The following is a 23,330-nucleotide window of genomic DNA, read 5'->3' as shown; positions in this document are numbered from 1 at the left end:
GCGAGCCGCGCCGAGCAGACCCGTACTTCCAGGCACCTGCGCTGCGCGGTCTCCCCCGCCGCCCGGCTCGCAGAGCCGAACCGAGCTACACGTTGAAGCGGAACTCCACCACGTCGCCGTCCTGCATCACGTAGTCCTTGCCCTCGATGCGGGCCTTGCCCTTGGCGCGGGCCTCGGCGATCGAGCCGGTCTCGACGAGGTCCTCGAACGAGATGATCTCGGCCTTGATGAAGCCCTTCTGGAAGTCGGTGTGGATCACGCCGGCCGCCTGCGGGGCGGTCCAGCCCTTGCCGATCGTCCAGGCGCGCGTCTCCTTCGGGCCCGCCGTGAGGTAGGTCTGCAGGCCGAGGGTGTCGAAGCCGATGGACGCGAGCTGGTTGAGGCCCGACTCGGTCTGGCCGGTGGACTCGAGCATCTCGGCCGCGTCGGCCTCGTCGAGGTCGATCAGCTCGGACTCGATCTTGGCGTCGAGGAAGATCGCGTGCGCCGGGGCGACCAGCGCGGCCAGCTCGGCCTTGCGCGCGTCGTCGGTCAGCACGGCCTCGTCCACGTTGAAGACGTAGATGAAGGGCTTCGCGGTGAGCAGGCCCAGCTCGCGGATCGGCTCGAGCTCGATCGACGACGCCGAGAGCGGCTTGCCGGAGTCGAGGAACTCGCGCGCCTTCTTCGCGGTCTCGAGCACGATCGGCTCGATCTTCTTCCCCTTGAGCTCCTTCTCGTAGCGCGCCTCGGCCTTCTCGAGGGTCTGCAGATCGGCGAGGACGAGCTCGGTGTTGATCGTCTCCATGTCGCTCGCGGCGTCGACCTTGCCGTCGACGTGCACGACATCGGCGTCCTCGAAGCCGCGGATGACCTGCGCGATCGCGTCGGCCTCGCGGATGTTGGCGAGGAACTTGTTGCCCAGGCCCTCGCCCTCCGAGGCGCCGCGGACGATGCCGGCGATGTCGACGAAGGACACGGGCGCGGGCAGGATGCGCTCGGAGCCGAAGATGCCGGCGAGCACCTCGAGGCGGGAGTCGGGCAGGTTCACGACTCCGACGTTGGGCTCGATCGTCGCGAACGGGTAGTTCGCGGCGAGCACCGTGTTCTTGGTCAGCGCGTTGAAGAGCGTCGACTTGCCGACGTTGGGGAGTCCGACGATTGCGATAGTGAGAGCCACGGGCATCCATCCTACGGCGTGGTCGCGGGGGTGCCGCGTGCCGGTCCCGGCGGCGTCGGAGGTGCGTGAGAGGGTGAAGTCGTGCCCATCGACTTCACCGCCATCGACTTCGAGACCGCCAACTCGCACGGAGCGTCCGCCTGCTCCGTCGGGCTCGTCAAGGTCCGCGACGGCCGCGTCGTCGACCGTGCCGGCTGGCTCATCCGCCCGCCCTACGGCTACGACGACTTCCTCGAGTGGAACACCCGCATCCACGGCATCCGCAAGCACGACGTGCACGCGGCCGCCTCCTGGGTCGAGCAGTTCGCCGACCTCGTCGCCTTCGCCGGCGAGGACGTCTTCGTCGCCCACAACGCCGGCTTCGACATGAGCGTCATCCGCGCCGCCTGCGCCGCGACGGCGCTCGAGCTCCCCGCCTACGACTACCTCTGCTCGCTCCAGCTCGCCCGCAGGACCTACCAGCTCGAGTCCTACCGCCTGCCGTCCGTCGCGTTCGCCGCCGGCTACGACGACTTCCGCCACCACGACGCGTCGGCCGACGCCGAGGCCTGCGCCGCGATCGTGGTGCACGCGGCCCGCCGGCACGGGGCCGGGAGCCTGGCCGAGCTCGGCGAGCTGGCCGGAGTGTCGGTCAAGCGGCTGCGTCCGAAGGCGCCGGTCGCCGCCTGACGCCCGGGGCGGCGATCCGAGAGCCGGCGCTCTCACTCCCCCGCGCGCGGGTCGCCGAACCAGTTGCTGAAGATGCGCCAGAAGTTGCGGTTGCCGTAGGCCGAGCACGCGTCGCCCGAGCCGTAGAGGTCGTCCATCGCGGCCGCGTTCGGCTGGTACGGCGTGTAGTAGTAGAGCCCCGCGGTCGCCGCGTTCTCGATCCGCACCGGGGCCGTCCCGCAGGCGGCGTCGGGCGAGTACTGGATCTCGCTGGTCTCGCCGACCGGGTACCAGTCGAAGCTGCTCTCCGGGTTGCGGTAGCGCTGGAACTGCCAGGCCGCGCCGTAGACCTGGCCGAAGAAGCCGAAGTAGTCGCTGTCGCAGTCCGCCGTGTCCGGGCAGCCGTAGCCGGTGGCGCTGCGGAACTGGCGCTCGCTCGGCGCGCTGTCGGTCACCAGTGACTGCTCCTTCTGCAGCAGCGTCAGCAGCACGGCGGGGCTGACGTCGCAGGCGCCGGCGACGAAGGCGATGATCTCGGCGGCCGAGACGTCCTGCCCACCCGCGACGGCGGCGCACTGCTCGTCGGCGGCGACGTCGCCGGTGTCCTCGGCGTAGTCCCGCAGGCACGGGACATCGGTCCCCGCGCAGGAGGGCACCCGCGCGTTGAGGAAGGCCTGGATCGTCAGCGGGCCGAGGGCGTCGCCGTCGAAGAAGACCTCGTCCGACACGATGTCGCCCGGGTCGAAGCCCGAGCCGTCGACGCCGCCGGCCAGGTCGGTCCACATCCGGATGCTCGGCACCTCGGTCGCGGGAGCGGCCGCCGCGCCGAGGTCCGTCGCTCCGGGGAGCAGCAGCACCACCGCGAGGGCGGCGAGAGCCGCCGCCCCTCCCCGTCGACGTCGGATGACGGACGGGGAGGGGACGGCCGGGGAGGGATCGGCCGAGCTCATCCCTCCACGCTAGCGGCCGTGCGCTGGAGCATCAGCCGCAGGGCGTGAGCCGCGCGACCGCGTCCGACAGCGTGTTCGGGCCGCCGAGCAGGACGACCTTCTTGGCACCGAACGCGGTGATGTCGTTCAGCACCGCCTGCGGCACGCAGTCCCGCGGGACCGCGAAGAGCGGGCTCGAGGTGTAGCCCGCGGCGGTCGCTCCGGCGAGCGCGTCCGGGAAGTTCTCCCCGGTCGCGAGGTAGACCGTGTTCGCCCGCTGGAAGGCGGCCCTGTTCAGCTTCTCCGAGGTGTCGTAGCGGTCCGAGCCCGCGATCCGCGTCTTCGAGGCGACGGCGAGCGAGCGCTCGATGCCGTCGCTCACCGAGAGGGCGTTGCCCGCGATGGTGAGCGAGCGGACTCCGAGCTGCGAGACGAGGCTCTTCGTCGTGGCGTCCGCGGTCGCCAGCGTCCCGTTGACCAGGAGCACCGGAGCGTCCACCGAGCCGGCCGCCGCGCTGGCGCCCAGGGCGTCGGGGAACTTCTCGCCCGTCGCGAGCCACGCCCGGCTCGACCCGTCGGAGAAGGCGTACTGGACGACCTTCTTCGCGGTGTCGTAGCGGTCGACGCCGCCGAGGCGGGTGGGGGTCGCTCCGCCGCGGACGTACTGCTTGAGGTCCTGCAGCACGGCGTCGCTGACGCTCAGCGTGGAGCCGACCACGACGATCTTCGCGGGCTTGAGGCGGGTCAGCTCGGTGCGGACCGGCTGCGACATCGAGTCGCGGTCGACGAGCAGGAGCGGGCCGCCCTGCTTGGCCGCGGCGGGAGCGGCGCTCAGCGCGTCGGGGAAGGCGGAGCCGGTCGCGACGTAGACGACGGGAACGTTCGCCGTGAAGGTCGCCTTCGAGACGCGGACGGCCGTGTCCTGGCGGTCGGTGCCGGCGATCCGCTCGACGGGAACGGTCGTTCCGTTGGACACGCTCGTGCAGCCGAGGTCCTTGGTGCCGGGCGCCTTCGCGTCGCCCGAGCCGGTCCAGAGGTTCCAGTCCACCGAGGCGGCGCTGGCGCAGACCGTGTAGGTGCCGGCGGCCGAGGCGGGGGCGGTCGCGGCGAAGCCGTGGTTGCCGCCGGCGGCCGGGTACTCCCCCGGGATGTCGCCGCGCGAGGCGTTCGCGGTCTGGGTGCGGACGGTCTTGGAGCCGTCGGGCGCGGTGATGGTGACGGTGGTGGCGAGCTGCGCGCGCTGCGTCGTCGGGTCGACGGCCCAGCCGGAGGCGGTCAGCGTGCCGCCCGAGATCCTCGGGGCGTCGATGCGGCCGGCCGGGGCGACGCCGGCGTTGGCGAGCGAGCCGTTCCAGTCGCTGAAGATGTACCAGAAGTTGATGTTGCCGTAGGTGGCGCAGGCCTGGTTGCCGGTGTTCGTCAGCGCGTAGCTGTTGGGCTGGTACGGCGTGTAGTAGTACAGGTTCGCCGTGGCCTGGTTGCGGATCGCGACCGGCGACGAGCCGCAGGACGTGTCCGGGTTGAAGAGGATGCTCGGCGTCGTGCCCGCGGCGTAGGCGGTGAAGTTCGAGCCGGAGCCGGGCGGGTTCGCGTACTTCTTAAACTGCCGGGCCGCGCCGTAGACCTGGGTGAAGAAGCCGGCGGAGCCGTTGTCGCAGCCGGTGCTGTCGGGGCAGTTGAAGCCGGTCGCGCGGTTGTAGAGGCGCTCGGTGGGGCTCGTCGTCGAGACGAGGCTCGTCTCCTTCTGCACGAGGACGGCGAGCACGAGCGGGCTGATGCCGCAGGCCTCGCCGACGCCGGCGAAGATCGACGCCGCGGACTCGAGGACGCCGCCGCGGTACGCCTTGCACATCGCATCGGCCGCCTTCGACGGCGTGACCTGGCTGAAGGCCTTGAGGCAGGGCACGCCGTTGGGCGTGCCGGAGCAGTTGCGGCCCTTGTCGTCCAGGAGCGCCTGCATCTGCTGCGCCGAGCGGGCGTCGCTGTCGAAGAAGTTCGCGTCGCTGAAGATGTAGCCGGCGCGGAAGCTCTTGGTGCTCTCCGCCTCGTACTGGACCTTCACGTCGGGCAGGACGGAGCCGTCGGCGGCGGTGACCTGCGCCTCCCCCGCTCCCGGATCGACCAGGACGGACGCGGGCGGCAGCGTCTCGTCGGCGGCGGAGGCGGCGGCGACCGGGACGAGAGCGGTCCCGAGTCCGACGGCGAGGGCGAGTGCGGCGGTGAGCAGGCGCGAAGGACGGCGGTGATTCCCCATGGTCCCGAAGCCTAGGGGCAACCTCCGACTCCGCCTCCTCCCGCTCCGGACACCCGTCCGAGGGTCAGACGGACATCGTCGGAGCGCCGCAGCGCGGATGTCGGAGGTCCGTGGTCTCCTCGGCGCATGGAACTCAGCTTCGTCCTCGGCCTCGCGGTCGGCGCGCTCCTCGCCGCCGTCGTCGCCGTGCTGCTCGCCCGTGCCCGCACTCCCGACACCGCGCTCGCGCTCGAGCTGGCCACGGCGCAGGCGCGGGCCGAGGGGCTCGAGGAGCGGCACGAGTCGGTCGTGGAGCAGCACCGCGAGCACCTCGGCTCCGCCCGCGACCAGATCCGCGAGCTGCAGGAGCAGCTGCGGGTCGTCGCCGAGCGCGAGCGGCACGACGCGCGGATCCTGCAGACGCTCTCCCCCGTCGCCGAGAGCCTGCGCGGGATGCAGGAGTCGGTGCGCCGTCTCGAGAGCGAGCGCGCCGCGCAGTTCGGCGCCATCACCGAGCAGCTGGAGGGGCAGCGGCTCGCCGGGGAGAGGCTCCGCTCGACCACCGAGACGCTCGCCTCCGCGCTGCGCTCGAGCGCCAGCCGGGGTGCGTGGGGCGAGACGCAGCTGCGCAACGTCGTCGAGGCGGCCGGGCTGACGCAGCGGGTCGACTTCGACGTGCAGTTCGGCCTGGAGGGCGAGGGCGGGAAGGGCCGCGCCGACATGGTCGTCCGCCTCCCCGGCGGCAAGGCGATCGCCGTCGACGCGAAGGTGCCGTTCGACGCCTACCTCGAGGCGAGCGCGATCCCCGCCGGCGCGGGGGCCGAGGAGGAGGCCCGGCGCGCCGGTCTGCTGCGAGCGCACGTGCGGGCCCTCCGCGGGCACATCGACGCCCTCGCCGGCCGCGCCTACTGGACCGGGCTGCCGGCGAGCCCGGAGTTCGTCATCGCCTTCATCCCCAGCGAGCCGCTGCTGGCGAGCGCGCTCGACGCCGACCCGACGCTGCTGGAGTACGCGTTCCGCAAGCGGGTCGCCCTCGCCTCGCCGGTGACGCTCTGGTCCGTGCTGAAGACCGTCGCCTACACCTGGCAGCAGGACGTGCTGACCGACGACGCGAAGCGGCTGCTCGATCTCGGCAAGACGCTTTACGCGCGGCTGGCGACCCTCGCCGACCACGCGGAGGGGCTGCGCCGCTCGATCGAGAAGACGGTCGACTCCTACAACGCCTTCGCCGGCTCGCTCGAGACCCGCGTCCTCGTCACCGCGCGCCAGTTCGACACCCTCGACGAGTCCCGCGTGATCGCGCCCGCCGGCGGCGTCACGGTGTCACCGCGCCGCCTGACGGCCGTCGAGCTCCTCGCCCCGGACGAGCGCACGGCCTGAGCCGCGGGGTCTCGATACGCCGCTCCGCGGCTACTCGACCAGCACGGATGTGCGCCTGGTCAGATTCATGCTGATCGAGTAGCGCCCGCAGGGCGCGTATCGAGATCCACCGTCCGACGGAGGCGGGGTCTCGATACGCCGCTCCGCGGCTGCTCGACCAGCATGCAGCGGCGGCCTAGACCCACTTCTCCGCGAGGTGCTGGGCCGTCACGCGACGGATCGTGCCCGAGCGCGAGCGCAGGACGATCGACTCGGTGGTGATGATGTGGCCCTCCTTGCGGACGCCCTTCACCAGCCCGCCGTTGGTCACGCCGGTGGCGACGAAGTAGGTGTTGTCGCTGCGGACCAGGTCGTTCGCGTGCAGGACGCGGTCGAGGTCGTGGCCGGCGTCGATCGCGCGCTGGCGCTCGTCGTCGTCCTTGGGGCGGAGGATGCCCTGGATCACGCCGCCGAGCGCGCGGATGGCGCACGCGGTGATGATGCCCTCGGGCGTCCCTCCGGTACCCACGCACATGTCGACGCGCGAGTCGTGCCGAGCGGCGTTGATGCCGCCCGCGACGTCGCCGTCGAGCAGCAGCCGCGTTCCGGCGCCCGCCGCGCGGATGTCGTCGATCAGCTGCGCGTGCCGCGGGCGGTCGAGCACCGCGATGCGCATCTCGTCGACGGGCTTGCGCTTGGCCCGCGCCAGCGCGCGGATGTTCTCGCCGATCGGGCGCTCGATGTCGATGATCCCCACGCCCTCGGGCCCGGTGACGATCTTCTCCATGTAGAAGACCGCGGAGGGGTCGAACATCGCCCCGCGGTCGGCGACGGCGATCATCGACAGCGCGTTCTGCCGGCCCGCCGCGGTCAGCGAGGTGCCGTCGATCGGGTCGACGGCGATGTCGGCGGCCGGCCCGGAGCCGTTGCCGACGTGCTCGCCGTTGTAGAGCATCGGGGCGTTGTCCTTCTCGCCCTCGCCGATGACGACGACCCCGTCGAAGTTGACGGTGCCGAGGAAGGTGCGCATCGCGTCGACGGCGGCGCCGTCGGCGGCGTTCTTGTCGCCCTTGCCGATGAAGGGGACGGCGCGGATCGCCGCCGCCTCGGTGGCTCGGACGAGCTCCATGCCGAGGTTGCGGTCCGGGTGGAGGTAGAGCGAGTCGTGGTCGATATCGGTCACAGCGCGGAGTCCTTCGCGTTCGAGTTCGTGCAGACGGCGTCGTCGCAGGACCCGCGGAGCGGATCCCCATCCCGGAGCGGAGTCTATCCGAGGCCCGCCCCGCGCCCGGGGGACGCCCCGCAGCCGCCTCGCTAGACTCGACGCCGACGCGGGCCTCGCCCGACCCCCTCCCGTTCATCCGTCAAAGGAGATGCCATGCCCGTCGCTACCCCGGACCAGTACGCAGAGATGCTCGACAAGGCGAAGAAGGGCGGCTTCGCGTACCCCGCGTTCAACGTCTCCTCCTCGCAGACCATCAACTCGGTGCTGCAGGGCCTGTCCGAGGCCGGCTCGGACGGCATCATCCAGGTCACGACCGGAGGCGCCGACTACTTCGCCGGCCACACGGTCAAGAACCGCGCCGCCGGAGCGATCGCCTTCGCGAAGTTCGCCACCGAGGTCGCCAAGAACTACCCGGTCACGGTCGCGCTGCACACCGACCACTGCCCGCAGAACGCGCTCGAGGGCTTCGTCTACCCGCTGATCGCCGCCTCCGAGGAGGAGGTCAAGGCCGGTCGCGAGCCGCTCTTCCAGTCGCACATGTGGGACGGCTCGGCCGTGCCCCTCGACGAGAACCTGAAGATCGCCCAGGAGATCCTGCCGCGCGTGAAGGCGATCAACGCGATCCTCGAGGTCGAGATCGGCGTCGTCGGCGGCGAGGAGGACGGCGTCTCCCACGACATCAACGAGCACCTCTACACCACGCTCGACGACGCGATCGCGACCGTCGAGGCCCTCGGCTTCGGCGAGCAGGGCCGCTACATGGCCGCGCTGACCTTCGGCAACGTCCACGGCGTCTACAAGCCCGGCAACGTGCGCCTGCGTCCCGAGCTGCTCCGCGAGATCCAGGACGGCCTGCAGAAGAAGTACGGCACCGAGGCGCTCCCGCTCGACCTCGTCTTCCACGGCGGCTCCGGCTCCACCGACGACGAGATCGCCGAGGCGGTCCGCAACGGCGTCGTGAAGATGAACATCGACACCGACACCCAGTACGCCTTCAGCCGCTCGGTCGCCGACACCGTGCTGAAGAACTACGACGGCTTCCTCAAGGTCGACGGCGAGGTCGGCAACAAGAAGGTCTACGACCCGCGCTCGTGGGGCAAGATCGCCGAGTCCGCCATGGCCGTCCGCGTCGCCGAGGCGACCCGCCAGCTCGGCTCCGCCGGCCACTCCGGCAAGTAGGGCACCGCTCCGTGACGAACGCACACGACCAGCCGGGCCGCACAGAGCGCCCGGAACCGCAGTACGGCGAGTACGCGCCGCCCGGCTGGTCGTGGACACCTCCGGAGGACGCCGTCGTCGTCCCCGACCCGCGAGGGTCCGAAACCGATCCGCGGCCCGCGACCGCGCCCTCCGCGAAGACCGTCGCGCACCCCGTCGACCGGCTGATCACGATCATCCTGCTCGCGCTCGGCGTCTTCTTCGCGGTGCCGACGCTGCTCGACCCGTCGAGCTTCGCCACCACGCTCTCCGAGCTCTACACGAGCCAGGGCATCGGCACCTACGCCTCCCCCGATCTCGCCCGCACCCTCGGGCTGGTCGTCGCGCTCGCGCAGGCGCTGATCGTCGCGTTCGCGGTCTGGATCTCGATCCGCCGGCTGCGGGCCGGCAATCGCGCCGTGCTGGTGCCGATCCTGGGGATCGTCGCGACGGTCGTGCTCTCGCTGACGGTCGCCGCCATCGCGATCCTCGGCGATCCGACCTTCGCCGACTACGTCTCGCGGATGTCCGCCGGGACCGGCACGGACGTCTAGCGCCCGACCGGCTGACGCGAAGAAGGCCGCCCTCCCTCGGGAGCGGCGGCCTTCTCCTCGTTCTGCGTGCGGAGCGTCAGGCGCTGACGGAGGCGCTCACGCGTCCGCCGGCCCCGCGGGCGTCGCGCTTGCCGGCGACGTCCTTGCGCAGCTCCTTGGGGAGCGAGAACATCAGGTCCTCCTCGGCCGTCTTGACCTCCTCGACGTCGCCGTAGCCGGCGGCGGCGAGGTCGTCGAGCACCTCGCGGACGAGGACCTCGGGCACCGAGGCGCCGCTGGTGACGCCGACGGTGCGGATGCCGTCGAGCCACTCCTGCTTGATCTCGCTGGCGTAGTCGATCCGGTAGGCGGCCTTCGCGCCGTACTCGAGCGCGACCTCGACGAGGCGGACCGAGTTCGAGGAGTTGGCGGAGCCGACCACGATGACCAGCTCGGCGTGCTCGGCGACCTTCTTGATCGCGACCTGGCGGTTCTGGGTGGCGTAGCAGATGTCGTCGCTCGGCGGGTTCTGCAGGTTCGGGAAGCGCTCGCGGAGGCGGCGCACCGTCTCCATCGTCTCGTCGACCGAGAGCGTGGTCTGCGAGAGCCAGACGACCTTGTCCGGGTCCTTCACCACGATGTTCGGGACGTCGTCGGGGCTGCCGACCAGGGTCACGTGATCGGGAGCCTCGCCCGCGGTGCCCTCGACCTCCTCGTGCCCCTCGTGGCCGATCAGGAGGATCTCGAAGTCGTCGCGCGCGAAGCGGACGGCCTCGCGGTGCACCTTCGTGACGAGCGGGCAGGTCGCGTCGATCGCCTGGAGGTTGCGGTCGGCCGCACCCTGCACGACCGCCGGCGAGACGCCGTGCGCGCTGAAGACAATGTGCGAGCCCTCGGGGACCTCGTCGACCTCCTCGACGAAGATCGCGCCCTGGCTCTCGAGCGTGGAGACGACGTGCACGTTGTGCACGATCTGCTTGCGCACGTAGACGGGGGCGCCGTAGTGCTCGATGGCCTTCTCGACGGCGACGACCGCGCGGTCGACGCCGGCGCAGTAGCCGCGCGGGGCGGCGAGGAGCACTCGCTTGGCACCGTCGACGGGCTCGTCGCGCAGGCGCCCGGTTGCGCGGGGCATGCGCGGCATGGGCAGGCTGATCGGGGCTTCACTCACCCCGCGATTCTACGCGGTGCATCCTGTGCTCCCCGCGGAAGGGCCGGATCCGCTGACCGGCGGCCGGACGAGCGGCCTCGCGCCCGGCCCGGCGCCGCGGCCGCCGAGGTGTCGGAGGCATCCCGTACCGTGGTCGTCGCGGGTCCGCCGCCCGCTCCCCCGCCCGCCCGCTCCAGCGAAGGCACCGATGACAGACGCCCCTCCCACCGCCGATGCTCCCTGGCCGGTCGGTCTGCTCGCGAGCAAGATCAAGGGCTGGATCGAGCGCCTCGGCACCGCGTGGGTCGAGGGTGAGATCACGCAGTGGGGCGTCTCCGGCGGCAACGTCTACGGCAAGCTGAAGGACCTCTCCGGCGACGCCACCGTCGGCTTCACGGTCTGGTCCTCCGTCCGGGCCCGCCTCCCGGCGGACCTCAAGCAGGGCGACCGCGTGATCGCGCTGGTCAAGCCGAACTACTGGGTCAAGGGCGGCACGCTCTCGATGCAGGTGTTCGAGATGCGGCACGTCGGGCTCGGCGATCTGCTCGAGAAGCTCGAGCGGCTGCGCCGGCAGCTCGCCTCGGAGGGGCTGTTCGAGCCGGCGCGCAAGCAGCGGCTGCCCTTCCTCCCGCACGGGATCGGCCTGATCACCGGCAAGGACTCCGACGCCGAGAAGGACGTCCTCCGCAACGCCCAGCTGCGCTGGCCGGCCGTCCGCTTCCGCGTCGTGCACGCCGCCGTGCAGGGCGAGCGCACGGTGTCCGAGGTGACCTCCGCCCTGCGCACCCTCGACGCCGACCCGAGCATCGACGTGATCGTGATCGCCCGCGGCGGCGGCGACTTCCAGAACCTGCTCGGCTTCAGCGACGAGTCCCTCGTGCGGGCGGTCGCGGCCTGCACCACCCCCGTGGTCAGCGCGATCGGGCACGAGGCGGACCGCCCGCTGCTCGACGACGTCGCGGACCTCCGCGCGTCCACCCCGACCGACGCGGCGAAGCGGGTCGTCCCGGACGTCTCCGACGAGCTGCTCCGGGTGCAGCAGGCGCGGCTGCGGATGACCACCCGCGTCAGCGGGCTCGTCTCGCACGAGATCGACCGCCTGTCGCAGCTGCGCTCCCGGCCGGTCCTCGCACAGCCCCGGGTCCTCGTCGACCAGCGCTCGGAGGAGCTGACCCGCTGGGTCGCCCGCGGCGCGGAGCTGGTCGAGCGGCGGATCGAGCGCGCCCACCTCGAGGTCGAGCGCCTGCACGGCCATCTCCGCGCGCTGTCGCCGCAGCACACCCTCGACCGCGGCTACGCGATCGTGCAGAACGGCAGCGGTCACGTGGTCCGCACGCCGCAGGACGCGGCCGAGGGCGAGGCGCTCGTGCTCACCCTCGCCGAGGGCGCCGTCGCCGCCCGCTCGACCGGGCCCGCGGCCGATCCCGCCGGCCGCGGCTGACCCGTCCCGCTCCCACCCGCCCGCGCCCTCCTCGCAGCCCCGATCGATAGGATCACCCCCATGGCCGACGCCCGCACCGACTCCCCCGCCGTGCCGTCGAGCGACCCCGTCCCGACCCGCGAGTCCGACGTCTCCGGCTTCAGCTACGAGCAGGCGCGCGACGAGCTCGTCCGCGTCGTCTCCGAGCTCGAGCAGGGCAGCTCCACCCTCGAGCGCTCGCTCGCTCTGTGGGAGCGCGGCGAGGCGCTCGCGGCCCGCTGCGAGGAGTGGCTGATCGGCGCCCGCGCGCGGCTCGACGCCGCCCGCTCGGGCGGATCGGCCGCCGGCGGATCGAGCGCCGGATGAGTCGCGAGAAGCCGCCGCGCGTCGTCGCCGAGCTCGGCCGGCCCGAGACGGCCGCCGAGACCGCGGCCCGCAAGGCCGAGAACTCCCGGCTCTACCGCCAGCGCAAGACCGTCAACAACCTCGTCTTCTCGCTGCTCGCGACCGTCGGCGCCGTGGCGCTGATCGTGCTGATCGTCCCGCGCGGCGAGGGCACCGTCCGCGACCCGGTGGACGTGCCGGCGGTCGCCGCCCAGTTCCAGCTCGGCGAGAGCGAGACCCTCGCCGCGCCCGACATGCCCGACTCCTGGTCCTCGAACGCGGCCGAGCTGCGCGAGGACGGCGGGATCGAGTACTGGTACGTCGGCCTGATCACGCCCAAGAGCGGCTACATCGGCGTCAGCCAGGGCTTCGACGCCGACGAGCGCTGGGTCTCCGGCCAGCTCGACAGCGCCGCCGCGACCGGCGTCGAGCAGATCGACGGCCGCGAGTGGACGGTCTACGACCACCGCGACGGTGCCGGCGAGACCGGCAACAGCCCCTACGCTCTCGAGACGACGGCCGGTGGCAGCACCTACCTCGTCTACGGCACGGCGCCGACGGACGAGATCCGCCAGGTCGTCGACGCCATCACCCCGCAGATCGGCCAGGAGGAGTCCCGTTGAGCTTCGATCCGTCGAGTCCCCAGCACGAGGTCCCGCAGAGCATCGCCGTCGCGCGCGAATCGCGCCCGCCGTCGTGGGTCTGGAAGGAGATGCTGCGCGGCAACCAGCGCTTCGTCGCCGGTGAGCCCCGCCACCCCCGCCAGGACGTCGAGCGCCGCAACGAGCTCGCCGCCGAGCAGAAGCCGCTCGCCGCGCTGTTCGGCTGCAGCGACTCGCGCCTCGCGGCGGAGATCATCTTCGACCTCGGCCTGGGCGACCTCTTCGTCGTCCGCAACGCCGGCCAGGTCATCGCCGATTCGATCATCGGCTCCCTCGAGTACGGCGTGGCCGTGCTCGGCGTGAAGCTGATCCTCGTCCTCGGCCACGACGAGTGCGGAGCGGTCAAGGCCGCGATCCAGTCGCAGGCGCCCGACGCCGAGCGCCTCCCGCCGCACATCGAGCACCTGATCGAGCCGATCATCCCGGCCGTCCGCCGCATCGTCGGTCCGCAGCCCGACGGCCGCGTCCTCGTCGACCCGTCGACGACCGACGCCCTCGCGGTCGGCCGCGAGCACCTCCGCGACACCGTCGCCGAGCTGCTGCAGCGCTCCCCGCTCATCGCCGACGCGGTCGCCGCGGGAGAGCTCGCGGTCGTCGGCGCCAACTACCGCCTCGCCGACGGCACCGTCGACTCCGACGTGGTCCTCGGCATCGACCCGCCGCAGATGAGCCCGTACCGCTCGGAGCAGGAGCGCACCTCCAGCCCCCTGCAGAGCGTGTCGGGCCCCGACGCGACCGCTCCGGCCGCCGAGCAGCCGACCACCGACCTCCTCTCACCGAACCGATGAACCGAACAGAACAGGACGAACACAGCGTGGTGGACACCTCCCCGACCGACTCCGGCGCCGACGACGCCTTCCGCATCGAGCACGACACGATGGGCGAGGTCCGCGTCCCGCGCGACGCGCTCTACGCCGCGCAGACGCAGCGCGCGGTCGAGAACTTCCCGATCTCCGGCGCCGGCCTCGAGCCCGCCCAGATCGCGGCCCTCGCCCGGATCAAGAAGGCCGCGGCCCTCGTCAACGCCGATCTCGGCGTGCTCGACGGCGAGATCGCCCGCTCCATCGCCGACGCGGCGGACCTCGTGGTCGGCGGCGGCTACGGCGAGCACTTCCCGATCGACGTCTACCAGACCGGCTCCGGCACGTCGTCGAACATGAACATGAACGAGGTGCTCGCCACCCTCGCGACGACCGCGCTCGGCCGCCCGGTGCACCCGAACGACCACGTCAACGCCTCGCAGTCCTCGAACGACGTCTTCCCGACCTCGGTGCACGTCGCCGTGACCGGCGCGCTGATCCAGGACCTGGTGCCCTCCCTCGAGCACCTGGCCGAGGCCCTCGAGACCAAGGCCGAGCTGTGGGCCGAGGTCGTCAAGGCCGGCCGCACCCACCTGATGGACGCGACGCCCGTCACCCTCGGTCAGGAGTTCGGCGGCTACGCGGCGCAGATCCGCCTCGGCATCGAGCGCGTGCAGTCCGCCCTCCCCCGGGTCGCGGAGGTCCCGCTCGGCGGCACCGCCGTCGGCACCGGCATCAACACGCCCGCCGGCTTCCCGGCGAAGGTCATCGCCCGCCTCGCGGAGGAGACCGGCCTGCCCGTCACCGAGGCGCGCAACCACTTCGAGGCGCAGGGCGCCCGCGACTCGCTCGTCGAGGCGTCCGGCGCGCTCCGCGTGCTCGCCGTCAGCCTCACCAAGATCAACAACGACCTGCGCTGGATGGGGTCCGGCCCGAACACCGGTCTCGGCGAGCTCAGCATCCCGGACCTCCAGCCCGGCTCGTCGATCATGCCCGGCAAGGTGAACCCGGTGATCCCGGAGGCGGTCCTGATGGTCTGCGCCCGCGTGATCGGCAACGACGCGACGATCGCCTGGGCCGGAGCCTCCGGAGCCTTCGAGCTGAACGTCGCCATCCCGGTGATGGGCACGGCGCTGCTGGAGTCGATCCGCCTGCTCACCGCCTCGGCCACGCTGCTCGCCGACAAGACCGTCGACGGCCTCGAGGCGAACGTCGAGCACGCGCGCGCCCTCGCCGAGTCCTCGCCCTCGATCGTCACGCCGCTGAACAAGGTGATCGGCTACGAGGCCGCCGCCAAGGTCGCGAAGAACTCGGTCGCGAAGGGCATCACCGTCCGCGAGTCCGTCGTCGACCTCGGCTTCGTCGAGCGCGGCGAGGTGACGGAGGCGCAGCTCGACAGCGCCCTCGACGTCATGTCGATGACCCACCCGGGCTGAGGCCCGCCTCCACATGCTGGTCGAGTAGCGCCGCAGGCGCGTATCGAGACCCACCGTGCTCAGCAGGGCGGGTCTGCAGACTCATGTCCTGACGCTGGTGGATCTCGAGACGCCCGCTCCGCGGGCTACTCGATCAGCATGGAAGACGCCCGCTCCGCAGACTGCTCGATCGGCATGCACAGCATGCCCACCCTGCAGCAGGGGGCGGTCGGCCGCCGCGCGATCGGCGCCCCTGCATGCTGGTCGAGTAGCGCCGCAGGCGCGTATCGAGACCTACCGCGGCCAGGACGTCGGCCGTCAGCGCGCGGCCGGCCGCCGCGACCACGACGGCGCGCGCTCGGGTCGGGGACCATGCCGACCAGCGCCGCCGGCACGACCGCGAGCCCGGGCAGCAGCCGGAGCAGCGCCGCCAGCGCGCGCGGCGGCCCCGAGAGCCGCCCGGCCAGCGCCGGCAGGATCAGGCGCGCGTGCAGGACCCGCTGCAGCGACTGGATCAGCACGGCGGGCAGCGCGCGCCGGCGCTGCACCCGGGCGAGCACGCGGTCGCCCGCCGCCGTCCGCAGCACACCGCGGCGCAGCGGCCCCGCCAGCAGCCGCGCCGCCGCCACCGCGTCCTGCACGGCCAGGTTGATGCCGACGCCACCTACCGGCGACATCGCGTGTGCCGCGTCGCCGAGGCAGAGCACCCCCGGAGCGTGCCAGCGCGGCAGCCGCTCGAGCCGGACGTCGAGGTGCTTCACGTCGTCCATCGACGCGATCCCCGCCACGTCCTCGGCGACCTCGGGGAGCAGCTCGGCCGCCTCCGCCCGGAACGCCTCGATCCCCCGCTCCCGCACCGCCGCGTCGGTGCCCTTGAGCCCCAGCCGCGCGATCTGCAGGTAGCCGTCGCGCGGGATCGCGATCGACACCCGCCCGCGCCCGATCCGCGGCAGGAGCGACTCGCCCACGGCCCGCGCAGTCGGCAGGCGGTACCACCAGACGTCGAAGCCGACCGGCAGCGACCGCACGGGCAGCCCGGCCGAGCGGCGCACGGCCGACCAGCGCCCGTCGCAGGCGACCGTCAGATCGGCGAGCAGGCGCCCCTCCCCGGCCGGCGACCGGTACTCGACACCGACGACCCGCCCGCCCTCGCGGACGACGCCGGTCACCTCGTGCTCGGTGAGCAGGGTGAAGCAGCGCTCGGCCTGCGCCGCCTCGGCGACCAGGGCCAGCAGGTCCCACTGCGGCACCATCGCGACGTACGGGTGGCGCACCGGCAGCCGCGCGAAGTCCGCGATCACCACGTCGCGCCCGTCGCGGCCGGGGATCGTCACCCGCTCCACCCGCGAGTGCCGGATCGCCTCGAACCGGTCGAGGAGCCCGAGGTCCTCGAGCAGCCCCAGCGTCGTCGGATGCACCGTGTCGCCGCGGAAGTCGCGAAGGAAGTCGGCGTGCTTCTCCAGCACCGTCACCGCGACGCCGGCCCGCGCCAGCAGCAGACCGAGCACCAGGCCCGCCGGCCCGCCGCCCACGATCGCGCAGGTCGTCCCCTGCTGCAGGGCCGCGCTCCCGCCGTCCATCCCGTCGTCTCCGTCGCCGTCCGCCACGTCGGCCTCCTCGCTCGGCACCCGGTCTACACCTCCGCGGCCGTGCGGACCAGCGTCGGACGCTCGCACGTCACGTCCAGGCGATGACGAGCCAGAACGCGGCGAGCTCGAAGGGTCCGAACGGGATCCGCTCGCCCCCGCCGCGGAGCGCCGACGGCAGACTCCACGCGCCGGCCAGGACGAACGCGAGCACCGGCGCCAGGAGGGCGAGTGCCGGATCGACCGCCGCGAGCGGGAGCGCCAGCCCCGTCCCGAGCTTCACGTCGCCCCGGCCGAGCCCGCCCGCGAGGTGCAGCAGTCCGAGCACGAGAGCCGTCGCGAGCACGGCGGGCAGCTCCCCCGGCACCCGCCCCGAGAGCGACCCGCCGGCCATCGACGCGAGCCCCGCCAGGAGGATCGGCACCGTCAGCGCGTTCGGCAGCCACCGCTCGCGCACGTCCGCGAGCACGAGCGGCACGGTCGCCGCGGCGACGACGAGGACGACGATCGCCGCCCGCCCCTCGACCCTCGCGAGCCCGATCGCGCCGAGCAGGACCGCGCCGACGAGCGCTGCCGAGAGGTCCAGAAGCCGGTTCATCCGGAGACTGTAGAGCCGATCGCCCCGCGCCCGCCGGAGTTGTCCACAGGCGATGCCGGACGTCCACCCTTCACTCCCGCGGCGGCACCGGCCCGAGCAGCGCGTTCGCGAAGAGCCCGTGCGCGGACTCGTCGTCGGAGGGGTGGAAGAGCCCGGCCAGCACGTCGCGGTAGAGCCGGGAGAGCTCGGAGTCGCGGCGGTAGGACGAGCCGCCCGAGACGCGGACCGCGCTCTCGACGATGCGCAGCGCCGCCTCGGTGGTGCGGATTTTCACACCGACGAGCGACGGGAACCAGCCCGCCCCGCGGTCCACGAGCGCGTCCACGTCGGCCGCCGCGCTCGCGAGTGGTGCCCGGAGCCCGTCGAGCAGGATCGCGGCGTCGGCGAGGCGCCAGCGGATGTCCGGGTCCTCGGACAGCGGCCGTCCGCCGGCCCGGAGCGACGTCCGCTTCCGCGCCGACGCCACGCCGAGCTCCAGGGCGCGCTGGGCGACCCCGAGGTAGACCGAGGCGATCAGCAGCTCGAAGTCGGCGAAGATCGCGAAGACCAGCGGATCCGCCGTCGGGCCGACGGGCAGCGAGCGGAACATCCGCGCGGCCGGCACCTCGACGCCGTCGAGGACCGTGGTCCGGCTCTGGGTGGCGCGCATGCCGAGGGTGTCCCAGTCGTCGTGCACGGTGAGCCCCGGCACCGACGCGTCCGGCGAAGACCGGTCGACGAAGCCGTGCACGAGCCGCGGCTCCGGCCCGCTGTCGTCGCGGCCGAAGACGCCGAGCCGGGTCCAGGCCGGCGAGAGCGAGGTGAAGATCTTGGTTCCGGTGAAGCGGTAGCCGCCGTCGCCGAGCGGCTCCGCGCGGGTGAGCGAGTCGGAGAGCACGAGGTCGTTGCCGGGCTCGCTGTTGCCGAAGGCGAAGACGTGCCCGGCCGCCGCGTCGACCAGCACGTGCTCGAGCGAGGCGTCGCCGCGGGCGCGCAGGGCCTTCGCGATCCCGGTCCAGACCAGGTGCATCGTGGTCGCGAGCGCGGTCGCGGGAGCGGCCGTCGCCAGCCGGGCGTGCTCGGCCGTCGCCTGCTCGAGACCGAGGCCGCCGCCGCCGAGCTCCGCCGGGACGAGCATTGTCAGATACCCGGCGGCCTTCAGCTCCTCGAGGTCCTCGGTGAAGAAGGCGTTGCGCGCGTCGTAGTCGGCCGCGCGGAGGCGGAAGCGCTCGAGGAGCGCGTCGTCGAGGATGCTCACCCGCCCCACGCTACGCGCCGCGGCCCCGGATCACTCCAGTCGCGGAGCACCTCCGGCACGCGGAACGACCTCCGGCTCGCGAGAACCAGTGATTCCGGCGAGCCGGACGTGATTCTGCGAGCCGGAGATGACCGAAGGTCGCTCAGGACCTAGGCCGACTCGTTCGACTCCAGCATCTCGGTCACGAGCGCCGCGATCGCCGAGCGCTCGGAGCGGGTCAGCGTCACGTGCGCGAACAGCGGGTGCCCCTTCAGCGTCTCGATCACCGAGGCGACGCCGTCGTAGCGGCCGACCCGAAGGTTGTCCCGCTGGGCGACGTCGTGGGTGAGCACCACCCGCGAGTTCTGGCCGACCCTGGACAGCACCGTCAGCAGCACGTTGCGCTCGAGCGACTGCGCCTCGTCGACGATCACGAAGGCGTCGTGCAGTGAGCGCCCGCGGATGTGCGTCAGCGGCAGCACCTCGAGCATCCCGCGCTCGATCACCTCGTCGAGCACGTTCTGCGAGACCAGCGCGCCGAGGGTGTCGAAGACCGCCTGCGCCCAGGGGTTCATCTTCTCGGCGGCGTCGCCGGGCAGGAAGCCGAGGTCCTGGCCGCCGACCGCGTAGAGCGGCCGGAACACCATGATCTTCTTGTGCTGGCGCTTCTCCAGCACCGCCTCGAGCCCCGCGCAGAGCGCGAGCGCCGACTTGCCGGTGCCGGCCCGGCCGCCGAGCGAGACGATGCCCACCTCCTGGTCGAGCAGCAGGTCGATCGCCAGCCGCTGCTCGGCCGAGCGGCCGTGCAGCCCGAAGACGTCCTTGTCGCCGCGCACCAGCGCGATCTGGCGCTTGCCGGTCACCCGGGCGAGTGCGGAGCCACGGTCCGAGTGCACGACGAGCCCGGTGTTGATCGGGATGTCGGCGACCTCGTCCGTGAAGAGCCGCTCGCGGTCGTAGAGCTCGCTCATCTGGTCGCCGCTCAGGGTGACGTCGTCCATGCCCGTCCAGCCCGACTCCGGGGCGAGCTCGGCGAGGTACTCCTCGGCGGCGAGGCCGATCGAGGCGGCCTTCACGCGCATCGGCATGTCCTTCGACACGACGGTGACGAGGGCGCCCTCGCTCTGCAGGTTCATCGCCACGGCGAGGATCCGCGAGTCGTTGTCGCCGAGCTGCAGCCCGCTGGGCAGCACCGACATGTTCGAGTGGTTCAGCTCGACGCGGAGGGTCCCGCCCCGGCCGACCCGGATCGGGAAGTCCAGCCGCTCGTGCTTGACCCGCAGCTCGTCGAGGTGCCGCAGCGCCTGGCGGGCGAAGTAGCCGATCTCGGGGTCGTTGCGCTTGCCCTCGAGCTCGCTGATCACGACGATCGGCAGGACGACGGCGTGCTCCGCGAAGCGGAACATCGAGGAGGGATCCGACAGCAGCACCGAGGTGTCGAGGACGTAGGTGCGCTGGAGCTGCTCGGTGCGATCCGAGGAGCCGTGCTGCGCGCGGCGGTGGACCGCGCCCTGCGTGCCGTTCTGCGGATCCGTACCCTGGGGAACTGTCACGTCGACTCTCCACATTCCGGGGGCCGGAGCCCCCGACTCACTTCAGAGGATTCGAGTCGGCCGGTGGTGCGTCTCGGCACCGCGCAGTTCCTTCACTGGCAGTCATCGAGTCGTACTTGTGTGGCCGACTCGACCAGGTGCGTCACCTGATGATCCGAACCTAATCCCGGAAATGACAGCCGTGTGGTTCTTGCCGAGACGAACGTGTAACGGCTATGTGAACAGCGCGCGCGGGAGGGCAGCTCAGCTGCCGAAGCGGCGGTGCCGGCCGGCGTAGTCGCGCAGCGCCCGGAGGAAGTCGACCTCGCGGATGTCGGGGCCGAGCGCCTCCATGAAGTAGAACTCGCTGTGCGCGCTCTGCCAGAGCATGAAGTCGGAGAGGCGCTGCTCGCCCGAGGTGCGGATGACGAGGTCCGGGTCGGGCTGACCGCTCGTGTAGAGGTGCTCGCCGATCAGCTCGGGCGTGAGCAGGCCCGCGACGTCCTCGATCGAGGAGCCGCGCTTGCCGTGCTCGTCGAGGATGCTGCGGACCGCCTGCGCGATCTCGTGGCGGCCGCCGTAGCCGACCGCGAGGTTGATGTGCAGGCCGGTGTGCGCGGCGGTGCGCTCCTCCGCGCGGTCGAGCGCCGAGACGAGCGACTCCGGCAGCCCGTCGTCCGAGCCCACGTGCTGCACGCGCCACTCGGGCTGCTGCGAGACCTCCTCGGCGAGGTCGGCGATGATCGCGATCAGCTCGGTGAGCTCGGAGCTCTCCCGGCCGACCAGGTTGTCCTGCGAGAGCAGGTAGAGGGTGACGTGCCGGATGCCGAGCTCGTCGCACCACTGCAGGAACTCGTGCACCTTCGCCGCGCCCGCGCGGTGGCCGTGCGCGGCCGTCTCCAGCGCGCGCTGGCGGGCCCAGCGGCGGTTGCCGTCGATGATCATCGCGACGTGGTTCGGCAGCGCGGCGCCCTCGAGACTCGAGCGCAGCCGCTTCTTGTAGACGCCGTAGAGCAGGTCGCTCCCCACGGGCAGTCTCGGCTTCGGCACGGTGCCACGGTAGTCGAAACCGCGGCCCGGTACCGGACCACGGCTGTTCCCCCGTTCGAGCAGGCTCTCCCGGTCGCCCTGCCGCGGCGGGTCGTATCCTCGTCGGTATGAGCCACCGGCCGACCTCCCCCACGCCCGATCCGGATGCGCGCGCCGTGCCGGAGGACGACGCGACCGGCCCCTCGCTCCCCGCCCTGCCGCTCGTCGAGGACGAGATCGAGCACGGTGCGGCGACGGAGGCGCGGCCGACCTGGCGCGGCTGGATCCACGCCGGACTGTTCCCGGTCGCGATCGTCGCGGGCATCGTCCTGGTCAGCGTCGCCGACGGCGCACCGGCGAAGTGGGCGGCGACCGTGTTCGCCGTCTCGTCGCTGCTGCTCTTCGGCAACTCGGCGCTCTACCACCGCTTCGACTGGTCGCCGCGGACCAAGATGATCCTCAAGCGGATCGACCACGCGAACATCTTCCTGCTGATCGCCGGCACCTACACGCCGCTCGCCGCGCTCGCCCTGCCGCCCGCGCAGGGCTCGCTGCTGCTCGTGCTGGTCTGGGCGGGGGCGCTGCTCGGGATCGGCTTCCGGGTGTTCTGGATCTCCGCGCCGCGCTGGCTCTACGTGCCGCTCTACCTGCTGCTGGGCTGGGCGGCGGTGATGTACCTCGGCCCGCTGTTCGAGGCGAGCGCGGCGATGATGGTGCTCGTGCTGGTCGGCGGCCTCTGCTACTCCGTCGGCGCGGTCGTCTACGGGATCAAGCGGCCGAACCCGGTGCCCGGGGTCTTCGGCTTCCACGAGATCTTCCACGCGCTGACCGCGGTGGCGTTCCTCTGCCACTGGACGGCGGCGCTGATCGTCTGCCTGCACCCGACCTACAACGTCGGCTGAGCGCCGGGCGCGTCGGCGCACCGCGCTCGGCGTCCGGGCGTCAGCGTCCGGACGGGGCGTCCTCCGCGCGCTCGCGCTCCTCGGAGTCGAGCTGCTCGTTGACCTGGGCGCGGTAGGTCGTCCGGCGGACCCGGCGGACCATGTCGAGCGCGAGGAACACGGCGGCGAGCGCGATCACGAACATCGTGATGAAGCCGAACAGGCCGGGCGTCACCGTGTCCTCGTTGAACTCCGGCGCGGTCGTCGGCACCGGCGTGGCCTCGGCGGCGCGGATCAGGGCGACGTGGGCGGCCTCGAGCACGGTCGCGGCGATCATGCGGACTGCTCCTCGGAGGCGGGGGCGGCGAGGGCGGCGTCACCCGGCAGCGCGACGTCGATCCCGGCGAAGAGGTCGGTCTCCGGCGTCGGCGCGTCGACCCGGCTCTGCACGAGCTGGAAGTCGTCGGTCGGCCACGCGGCGTCGATCGCCGAGTGCGGGAGGAAGAAGAACTTGTTGTCGGGAGCGACCTGGCTCGCGTGCGCGAGCAGGGCCGCGTCGCGGCGGTCGTGGAAGCCGGAGACGACGATCTTCGTGGTGGCGAGGTAGGGCGTCTCCTCGTTCCAGCGCTTCATCTCCTCGAAGGAGGCGAGCAGCGGGTCCTCCGGGTCGATCGAGCGGATGTGCTCGGCGATGGCCCGCAGCTTCTGCGAGGAGAACACGCGGTCGTAGTAGAGCTTCGAGACGGACCAGGCGGCGCCGGTGCCGGGGTACTCGTCGGCCTCGCCCGCGGCGCGGAACGCCTCGACCGCGACCTGGTGCGCGCGGATGTGGTCGGGGTGCGGGTAGCCGCCGTTCTCGTCGTAGCTGATGATCACGTGCGGGCGGAACCGGCGGACGAGGCGCACCAGCGGTGCCGAAGCGGTCGGCAGCGGCAGGCCGGCGAAGGAGTCCGCGGCGACGGCGCCGTCCTCGGGCATCCCGGAGTCGACGAAGCCCAGCCAGGCGTGCTCGATGCCGAGCGCCCGCTGCGCGGCGGCCATCTCGTAGCGGCGCAGGCCGCCCATGTCGCGCTCGGCGTGCGCGCGGGCGCCGAGCGCCTCGTTCAGAACGGAGCCGGCCTCGCCGCCGGTGCAGGAGACGACCATGACCTCGGCGCCGCGATCGGCGTAGGAGGCGAGAGTCGCGGCGCCCTTGCTGGACTCGTCGTCCGGGTGGGCGTGCACGGCGAGCAGGCGCGGGACCTCGCGCGGCGCGGCGTCCGCACGCGCCTCTGAATCTGCGGAGACCTGGACGGCCTGGGACACGATCGCTCGATTCCTCGGGGTTTAATGGGGGGCGTCGCTCGGTTCTCACCCGCGCACGTCATCCGTCAG

21 protein-coding genes and 1 pseudogene are annotated in these 23,330 nt (G+C 72.4%); 10 read left to right on the top strand and 12 right to left on the bottom strand.

Annotated elements, in window-relative coordinates; translation table 11 throughout:
- Positions 1-85: 85 nt before the first annotated feature.
- Entirely contained in the window at positions 86-1,159 is a 1,074-nt protein-coding gene (gene ychF / locus MT351_RS13990) for a redox-regulated ATPase YchF (protein WP_123735295.1), read from the bottom strand.
- A gap of 81 nt (positions 1,160-1,240) precedes the next feature.
- On the opposite strand from ychF, the gene MT351_RS13985 reads away from it, so the two are divergent.
- Positions 1,241-1,828: an exonuclease domain-containing protein gene (locus MT351_RS13985; RefSeq protein WP_132435799.1), complete on the top strand. Its 588-nt coding sequence runs from the start codon at positions 1,241-1,243 to the stop codon at positions 1,826-1,828.
- A gap of 32 nt (positions 1,829-1,860) precedes the next feature.
- Here MT351_RS13985 and MT351_RS13980 read toward each other — a convergent pair whose 3' ends face one another.
- Together MT351_RS13980 and MT351_RS13975 are read right to left on the bottom strand one after the other, a co-directional pair.
- On the bottom strand, positions 1,861-2,757 hold the full coding sequence (locus MT351_RS13980) for a hemagglutinin (protein WP_132435800.1): 897 nt from the start codon (positions 2,755-2,757) through the stop codon (positions 1,861-1,863).
- Positions 2,758-2,788: 31 nt separating this feature from the next.
- Positions 2,789-4,990, bottom strand: coding sequence for a cell wall-binding repeat-containing protein (locus tag MT351_RS13975; RefSeq protein WP_243582435.1), 2,202 nt, complete (start codon positions 4,988-4,990; stop codon positions 2,789-2,791).
- Positions 4,991-5,116: 126 nt separating this feature from the next.
- Here MT351_RS13975 and MT351_RS13970 point away from each other — a divergent pair, with 126 nt between their 5' ends.
- Complete coding sequence (locus tag MT351_RS13970; RefSeq protein ID WP_132435802.1) at positions 5,117-6,349, top strand: DNA recombination protein RmuC; 1,233 nt, start codon at positions 5,117-5,119, stop codon at positions 6,347-6,349.
- A gap of 175 nt (positions 6,350-6,524) precedes the next feature.
- Here MT351_RS13970 and glpX read toward each other — a convergent pair whose 3' ends face one another.
- Positions 6,525-7,457 (bottom strand): class II fructose-bisphosphatase, encoded by a 933-nt coding sequence (glpX, locus tag MT351_RS13965; protein ID WP_123445977.1) that lies wholly within the window; start codon positions 7,455-7,457, stop codon positions 6,525-6,527.
- A gap of 249 nt (positions 7,458-7,706) precedes the next feature.
- On the opposite strand from glpX, the gene fbaA reads away from it, so the two are divergent.
- Positions 7,707-8,732, top strand: coding sequence for a class II fructose-bisphosphate aldolase (gene fbaA, locus MT351_RS13960; RefSeq protein ID WP_132435803.1), 1,026 nt, complete (start codon positions 7,707-7,709; stop codon positions 8,730-8,732).
- 11 nt (positions 8,733-8,743) lie between these two features.
- Positions 8,744-9,304 carry a DUF6264 family protein gene (locus MT351_RS13955; RefSeq protein ID WP_132435804.1) on the top strand — a complete coding sequence of 187 codons (561 nt, stop codon included), beginning with the start codon at positions 8,744-8,746 and terminating at the stop codon, positions 9,302-9,304.
- A 76-nt stretch (positions 9,305-9,380) separates the two neighbouring features.
- On the opposite strand, the gene MT351_RS13950 is transcribed toward MT351_RS13955, so the two are convergent.
- A complete protein-coding gene (locus tag MT351_RS13950) occupies positions 9,381-10,427 on the bottom strand; it encodes a 4-hydroxy-3-methylbut-2-enyl diphosphate reductase (protein ID WP_123735289.1) in 1,047 nt (348 codons plus the stop codon).
- A gap of 214 nt (positions 10,428-10,641) precedes the next feature.
- Between MT351_RS13950 and xseA the strand changes: the two genes are divergently transcribed.
- The 5 genes and pseudogenes from xseA (at position 10,642) to MT351_RS13925 (ending at position 15,135) form a co-directional block, all read left to right on the top strand.
- Positions 10,642-11,874, top strand: a complete 1,233-nt coding sequence (gene xseA / locus MT351_RS13945) for an exodeoxyribonuclease VII large subunit (RefSeq protein WP_132435805.1) — start codon at positions 10,642-10,644, stop codon at positions 11,872-11,874.
- Positions 11,875-11,934: 60 nt separating this feature from the next.
- Entirely contained in the window at positions 11,935-12,219 is a 285-nt protein-coding gene (locus MT351_RS13940) for an exodeoxyribonuclease VII small subunit (RefSeq protein ID WP_243582433.1), read from the top strand.
- A complete protein-coding gene (locus tag MT351_RS13935; RefSeq protein ID WP_132435806.1) occupies positions 12,216-12,860 on the top strand; it encodes a DUF4245 domain-containing protein in 645 nt (214 codons plus the stop codon). Before MT351_RS13940 ends, MT351_RS13935 begins: the two co-directional genes overlap by 4 nt.
- 89 nt (positions 12,861-12,949) lie before the next feature.
- A pseudogene (locus tag MT351_RS13930) lies at positions 12,950-13,555 on the top strand (carbonic anhydrase); the annotation flags it as partial.
- A gap of 158 nt (positions 13,556-13,713) precedes the next feature.
- A complete protein-coding gene (locus MT351_RS13925) occupies positions 13,714-15,135 on the top strand; it encodes an aspartate ammonia-lyase (protein ID WP_243582431.1) in 1,422 nt (473 codons plus the stop codon).
- 125 nt (positions 15,136-15,260) lie between these two features.
- Here MT351_RS13925 and MT351_RS13920 read toward each other — a convergent pair whose 3' ends face one another.
- From MT351_RS13920 to MT351_RS13900, 5 genes are all read right to left on the bottom strand, one after another.
- A complete protein-coding gene (locus MT351_RS13920; protein WP_243582430.1) occupies positions 15,261-16,721 on the bottom strand; it encodes an FAD-dependent oxidoreductase in 1,461 nt (486 codons plus the stop codon).
- Positions 16,722-16,791: 70 nt separating this feature from the next.
- The gene (locus MT351_RS13915) at positions 16,792-17,298 is read right to left on the bottom strand and encodes a prepilin peptidase (protein WP_243582428.1); all 507 of its coding nucleotides are present in this window, start codon (positions 17,296-17,298) and stop codon (positions 16,792-16,794) included.
- 70 nt (positions 17,299-17,368) lie between these two features.
- Positions 17,369-18,544, bottom strand: coding sequence for an acyl-CoA dehydrogenase family protein (locus tag MT351_RS13910; RefSeq protein ID WP_132435809.1), 1,176 nt, complete (start codon positions 18,542-18,544; stop codon positions 17,369-17,371).
- Positions 18,545-18,684: 140 nt separating this feature from the next.
- On the bottom strand, positions 18,685-20,082 hold the full coding sequence (locus tag MT351_RS13905) for a PhoH family protein (protein ID WP_132435810.1): 1,398 nt from the start codon (positions 20,080-20,082) through the stop codon (positions 18,685-18,687).
- A gap of 228 nt (positions 20,083-20,310) precedes the next feature.
- Positions 20,311-21,096 carry an isoprenyl transferase gene (locus MT351_RS13900; RefSeq protein ID WP_123445415.1) on the bottom strand — a complete coding sequence of 262 codons (786 nt, stop codon included), beginning with the start codon at positions 21,094-21,096 and terminating at the stop codon, positions 20,311-20,313.
- A gap of 107 nt (positions 21,097-21,203) precedes the next feature.
- Between MT351_RS13900 and MT351_RS13895 the strand changes: the two genes are divergently transcribed.
- The gene (locus tag MT351_RS13895) at positions 21,204-21,977 is read left to right on the top strand and encodes a hemolysin III family protein (protein WP_132435811.1); all 774 of its coding nucleotides are present in this window, start codon (positions 21,204-21,206) and stop codon (positions 21,975-21,977) included.
- 40 nt (positions 21,978-22,017) lie between these two features.
- On the opposite strand, the gene MT351_RS13890 is transcribed toward MT351_RS13895, so the two are convergent.
- On the bottom strand, positions 22,018-22,293 hold the full coding sequence (locus tag MT351_RS13890) for a hypothetical protein (RefSeq protein WP_123735280.1): 276 nt from the start codon (positions 22,291-22,293) through the stop codon (positions 22,018-22,020).
- A complete protein-coding gene (mca, locus tag MT351_RS13885; RefSeq protein ID WP_207901629.1) occupies positions 22,290-23,261 on the bottom strand; it encodes a mycothiol conjugate amidase Mca in 972 nt (323 codons plus the stop codon). Before mca ends, MT351_RS13890 begins: the two co-directional genes overlap by 4 nt.
- Positions 23,262-23,330 lie beyond the last annotated feature (69 nt).

The sequence above is a fragment of the Rathayibacter sp. VKM Ac-2926 genome (assembly GCF_022815565.1).
Lineage (GTDB): Bacteria > Actinomycetota > Actinomycetes > Actinomycetales > Microbacteriaceae > Rathayibacter > Rathayibacter festucae.
Note: the sequence above shows the minus strand (reverse complement) of the source record. Positions and strands in the feature narration are given on the sequence as shown.

Coding starts and splice junctions, on each gene's coding strand:
- MT351_RS13935 (WP_132435806.1), top strand. CDS start 12,216: ATGAGTCGCGAGAAGCCGCCGCGCGTCGTCGCCGAGCTCGGCCGGCCC.
- MT351_RS13950 (WP_123735289.1), bottom strand. CDS start 10,427: ATGCCGCGCATGCCCCGCGCAACCGGGCGCCTGCGCGACGAGCCCGTC.
- MT351_RS13980 (WP_132435800.1), bottom strand. CDS start 2,757: ATGAGCTCGGCCGATCCCTCCCCGGCCGTCCCCTCCCCGTCCGTCATC.
- MT351_RS13890 (WP_123735280.1), bottom strand. CDS start 22,293: ATGATCGCCGCGACCGTGCTCGAGGCCGCCCACGTCGCCCTGATCCGC.
- MT351_RS13895 (WP_132435811.1), top strand. CDS start 21,204: ATGAGCCACCGGCCGACCTCCCCCACGCCCGATCCGGATGCGCGCGCC.
- MT351_RS13905 (WP_132435810.1), bottom strand. CDS start 20,082: ATGTGGAGAGTCGACGTGACAGTTCCCCAGGGTACGGATCCGCAGAAC.
- fbaA (WP_132435803.1), top strand. CDS start 7,707: ATGCCCGTCGCTACCCCGGACCAGTACGCAGAGATGCTCGACAAGGCG.
- MT351_RS13915 (WP_243582428.1), bottom strand. CDS start 17,298: ATGAACCGGCTTCTGGACCTCTCGGCAGCGCTCGTCGGCGCGGTCCTG.
- xseA (WP_132435805.1), top strand. CDS start 10,642: ATGACAGACGCCCCTCCCACCGCCGATGCTCCCTGGCCGGTCGGTCTG.
- MT351_RS13975 (WP_243582435.1), bottom strand. CDS start 4,990: ATGGGGAATCACCGCCGTCCTTCGCGCCTGCTCACCGCCGCACTCGCC.
- glpX (WP_123445977.1), bottom strand. CDS start 7,457: ATGGAGCTCGTCCGAGCCACCGAGGCGGCGGCGATCCGCGCCGTCCCC.
- MT351_RS13970 (WP_132435802.1), top strand. CDS start 5,117: ATGGAACTCAGCTTCGTCCTCGGCCTCGCGGTCGGCGCGCTCCTCGCC.
- MT351_RS13940 (WP_243582433.1), top strand. CDS start 11,935: ATGGCCGACGCCCGCACCGACTCCCCCGCCGTGCCGTCGAGCGACCCC.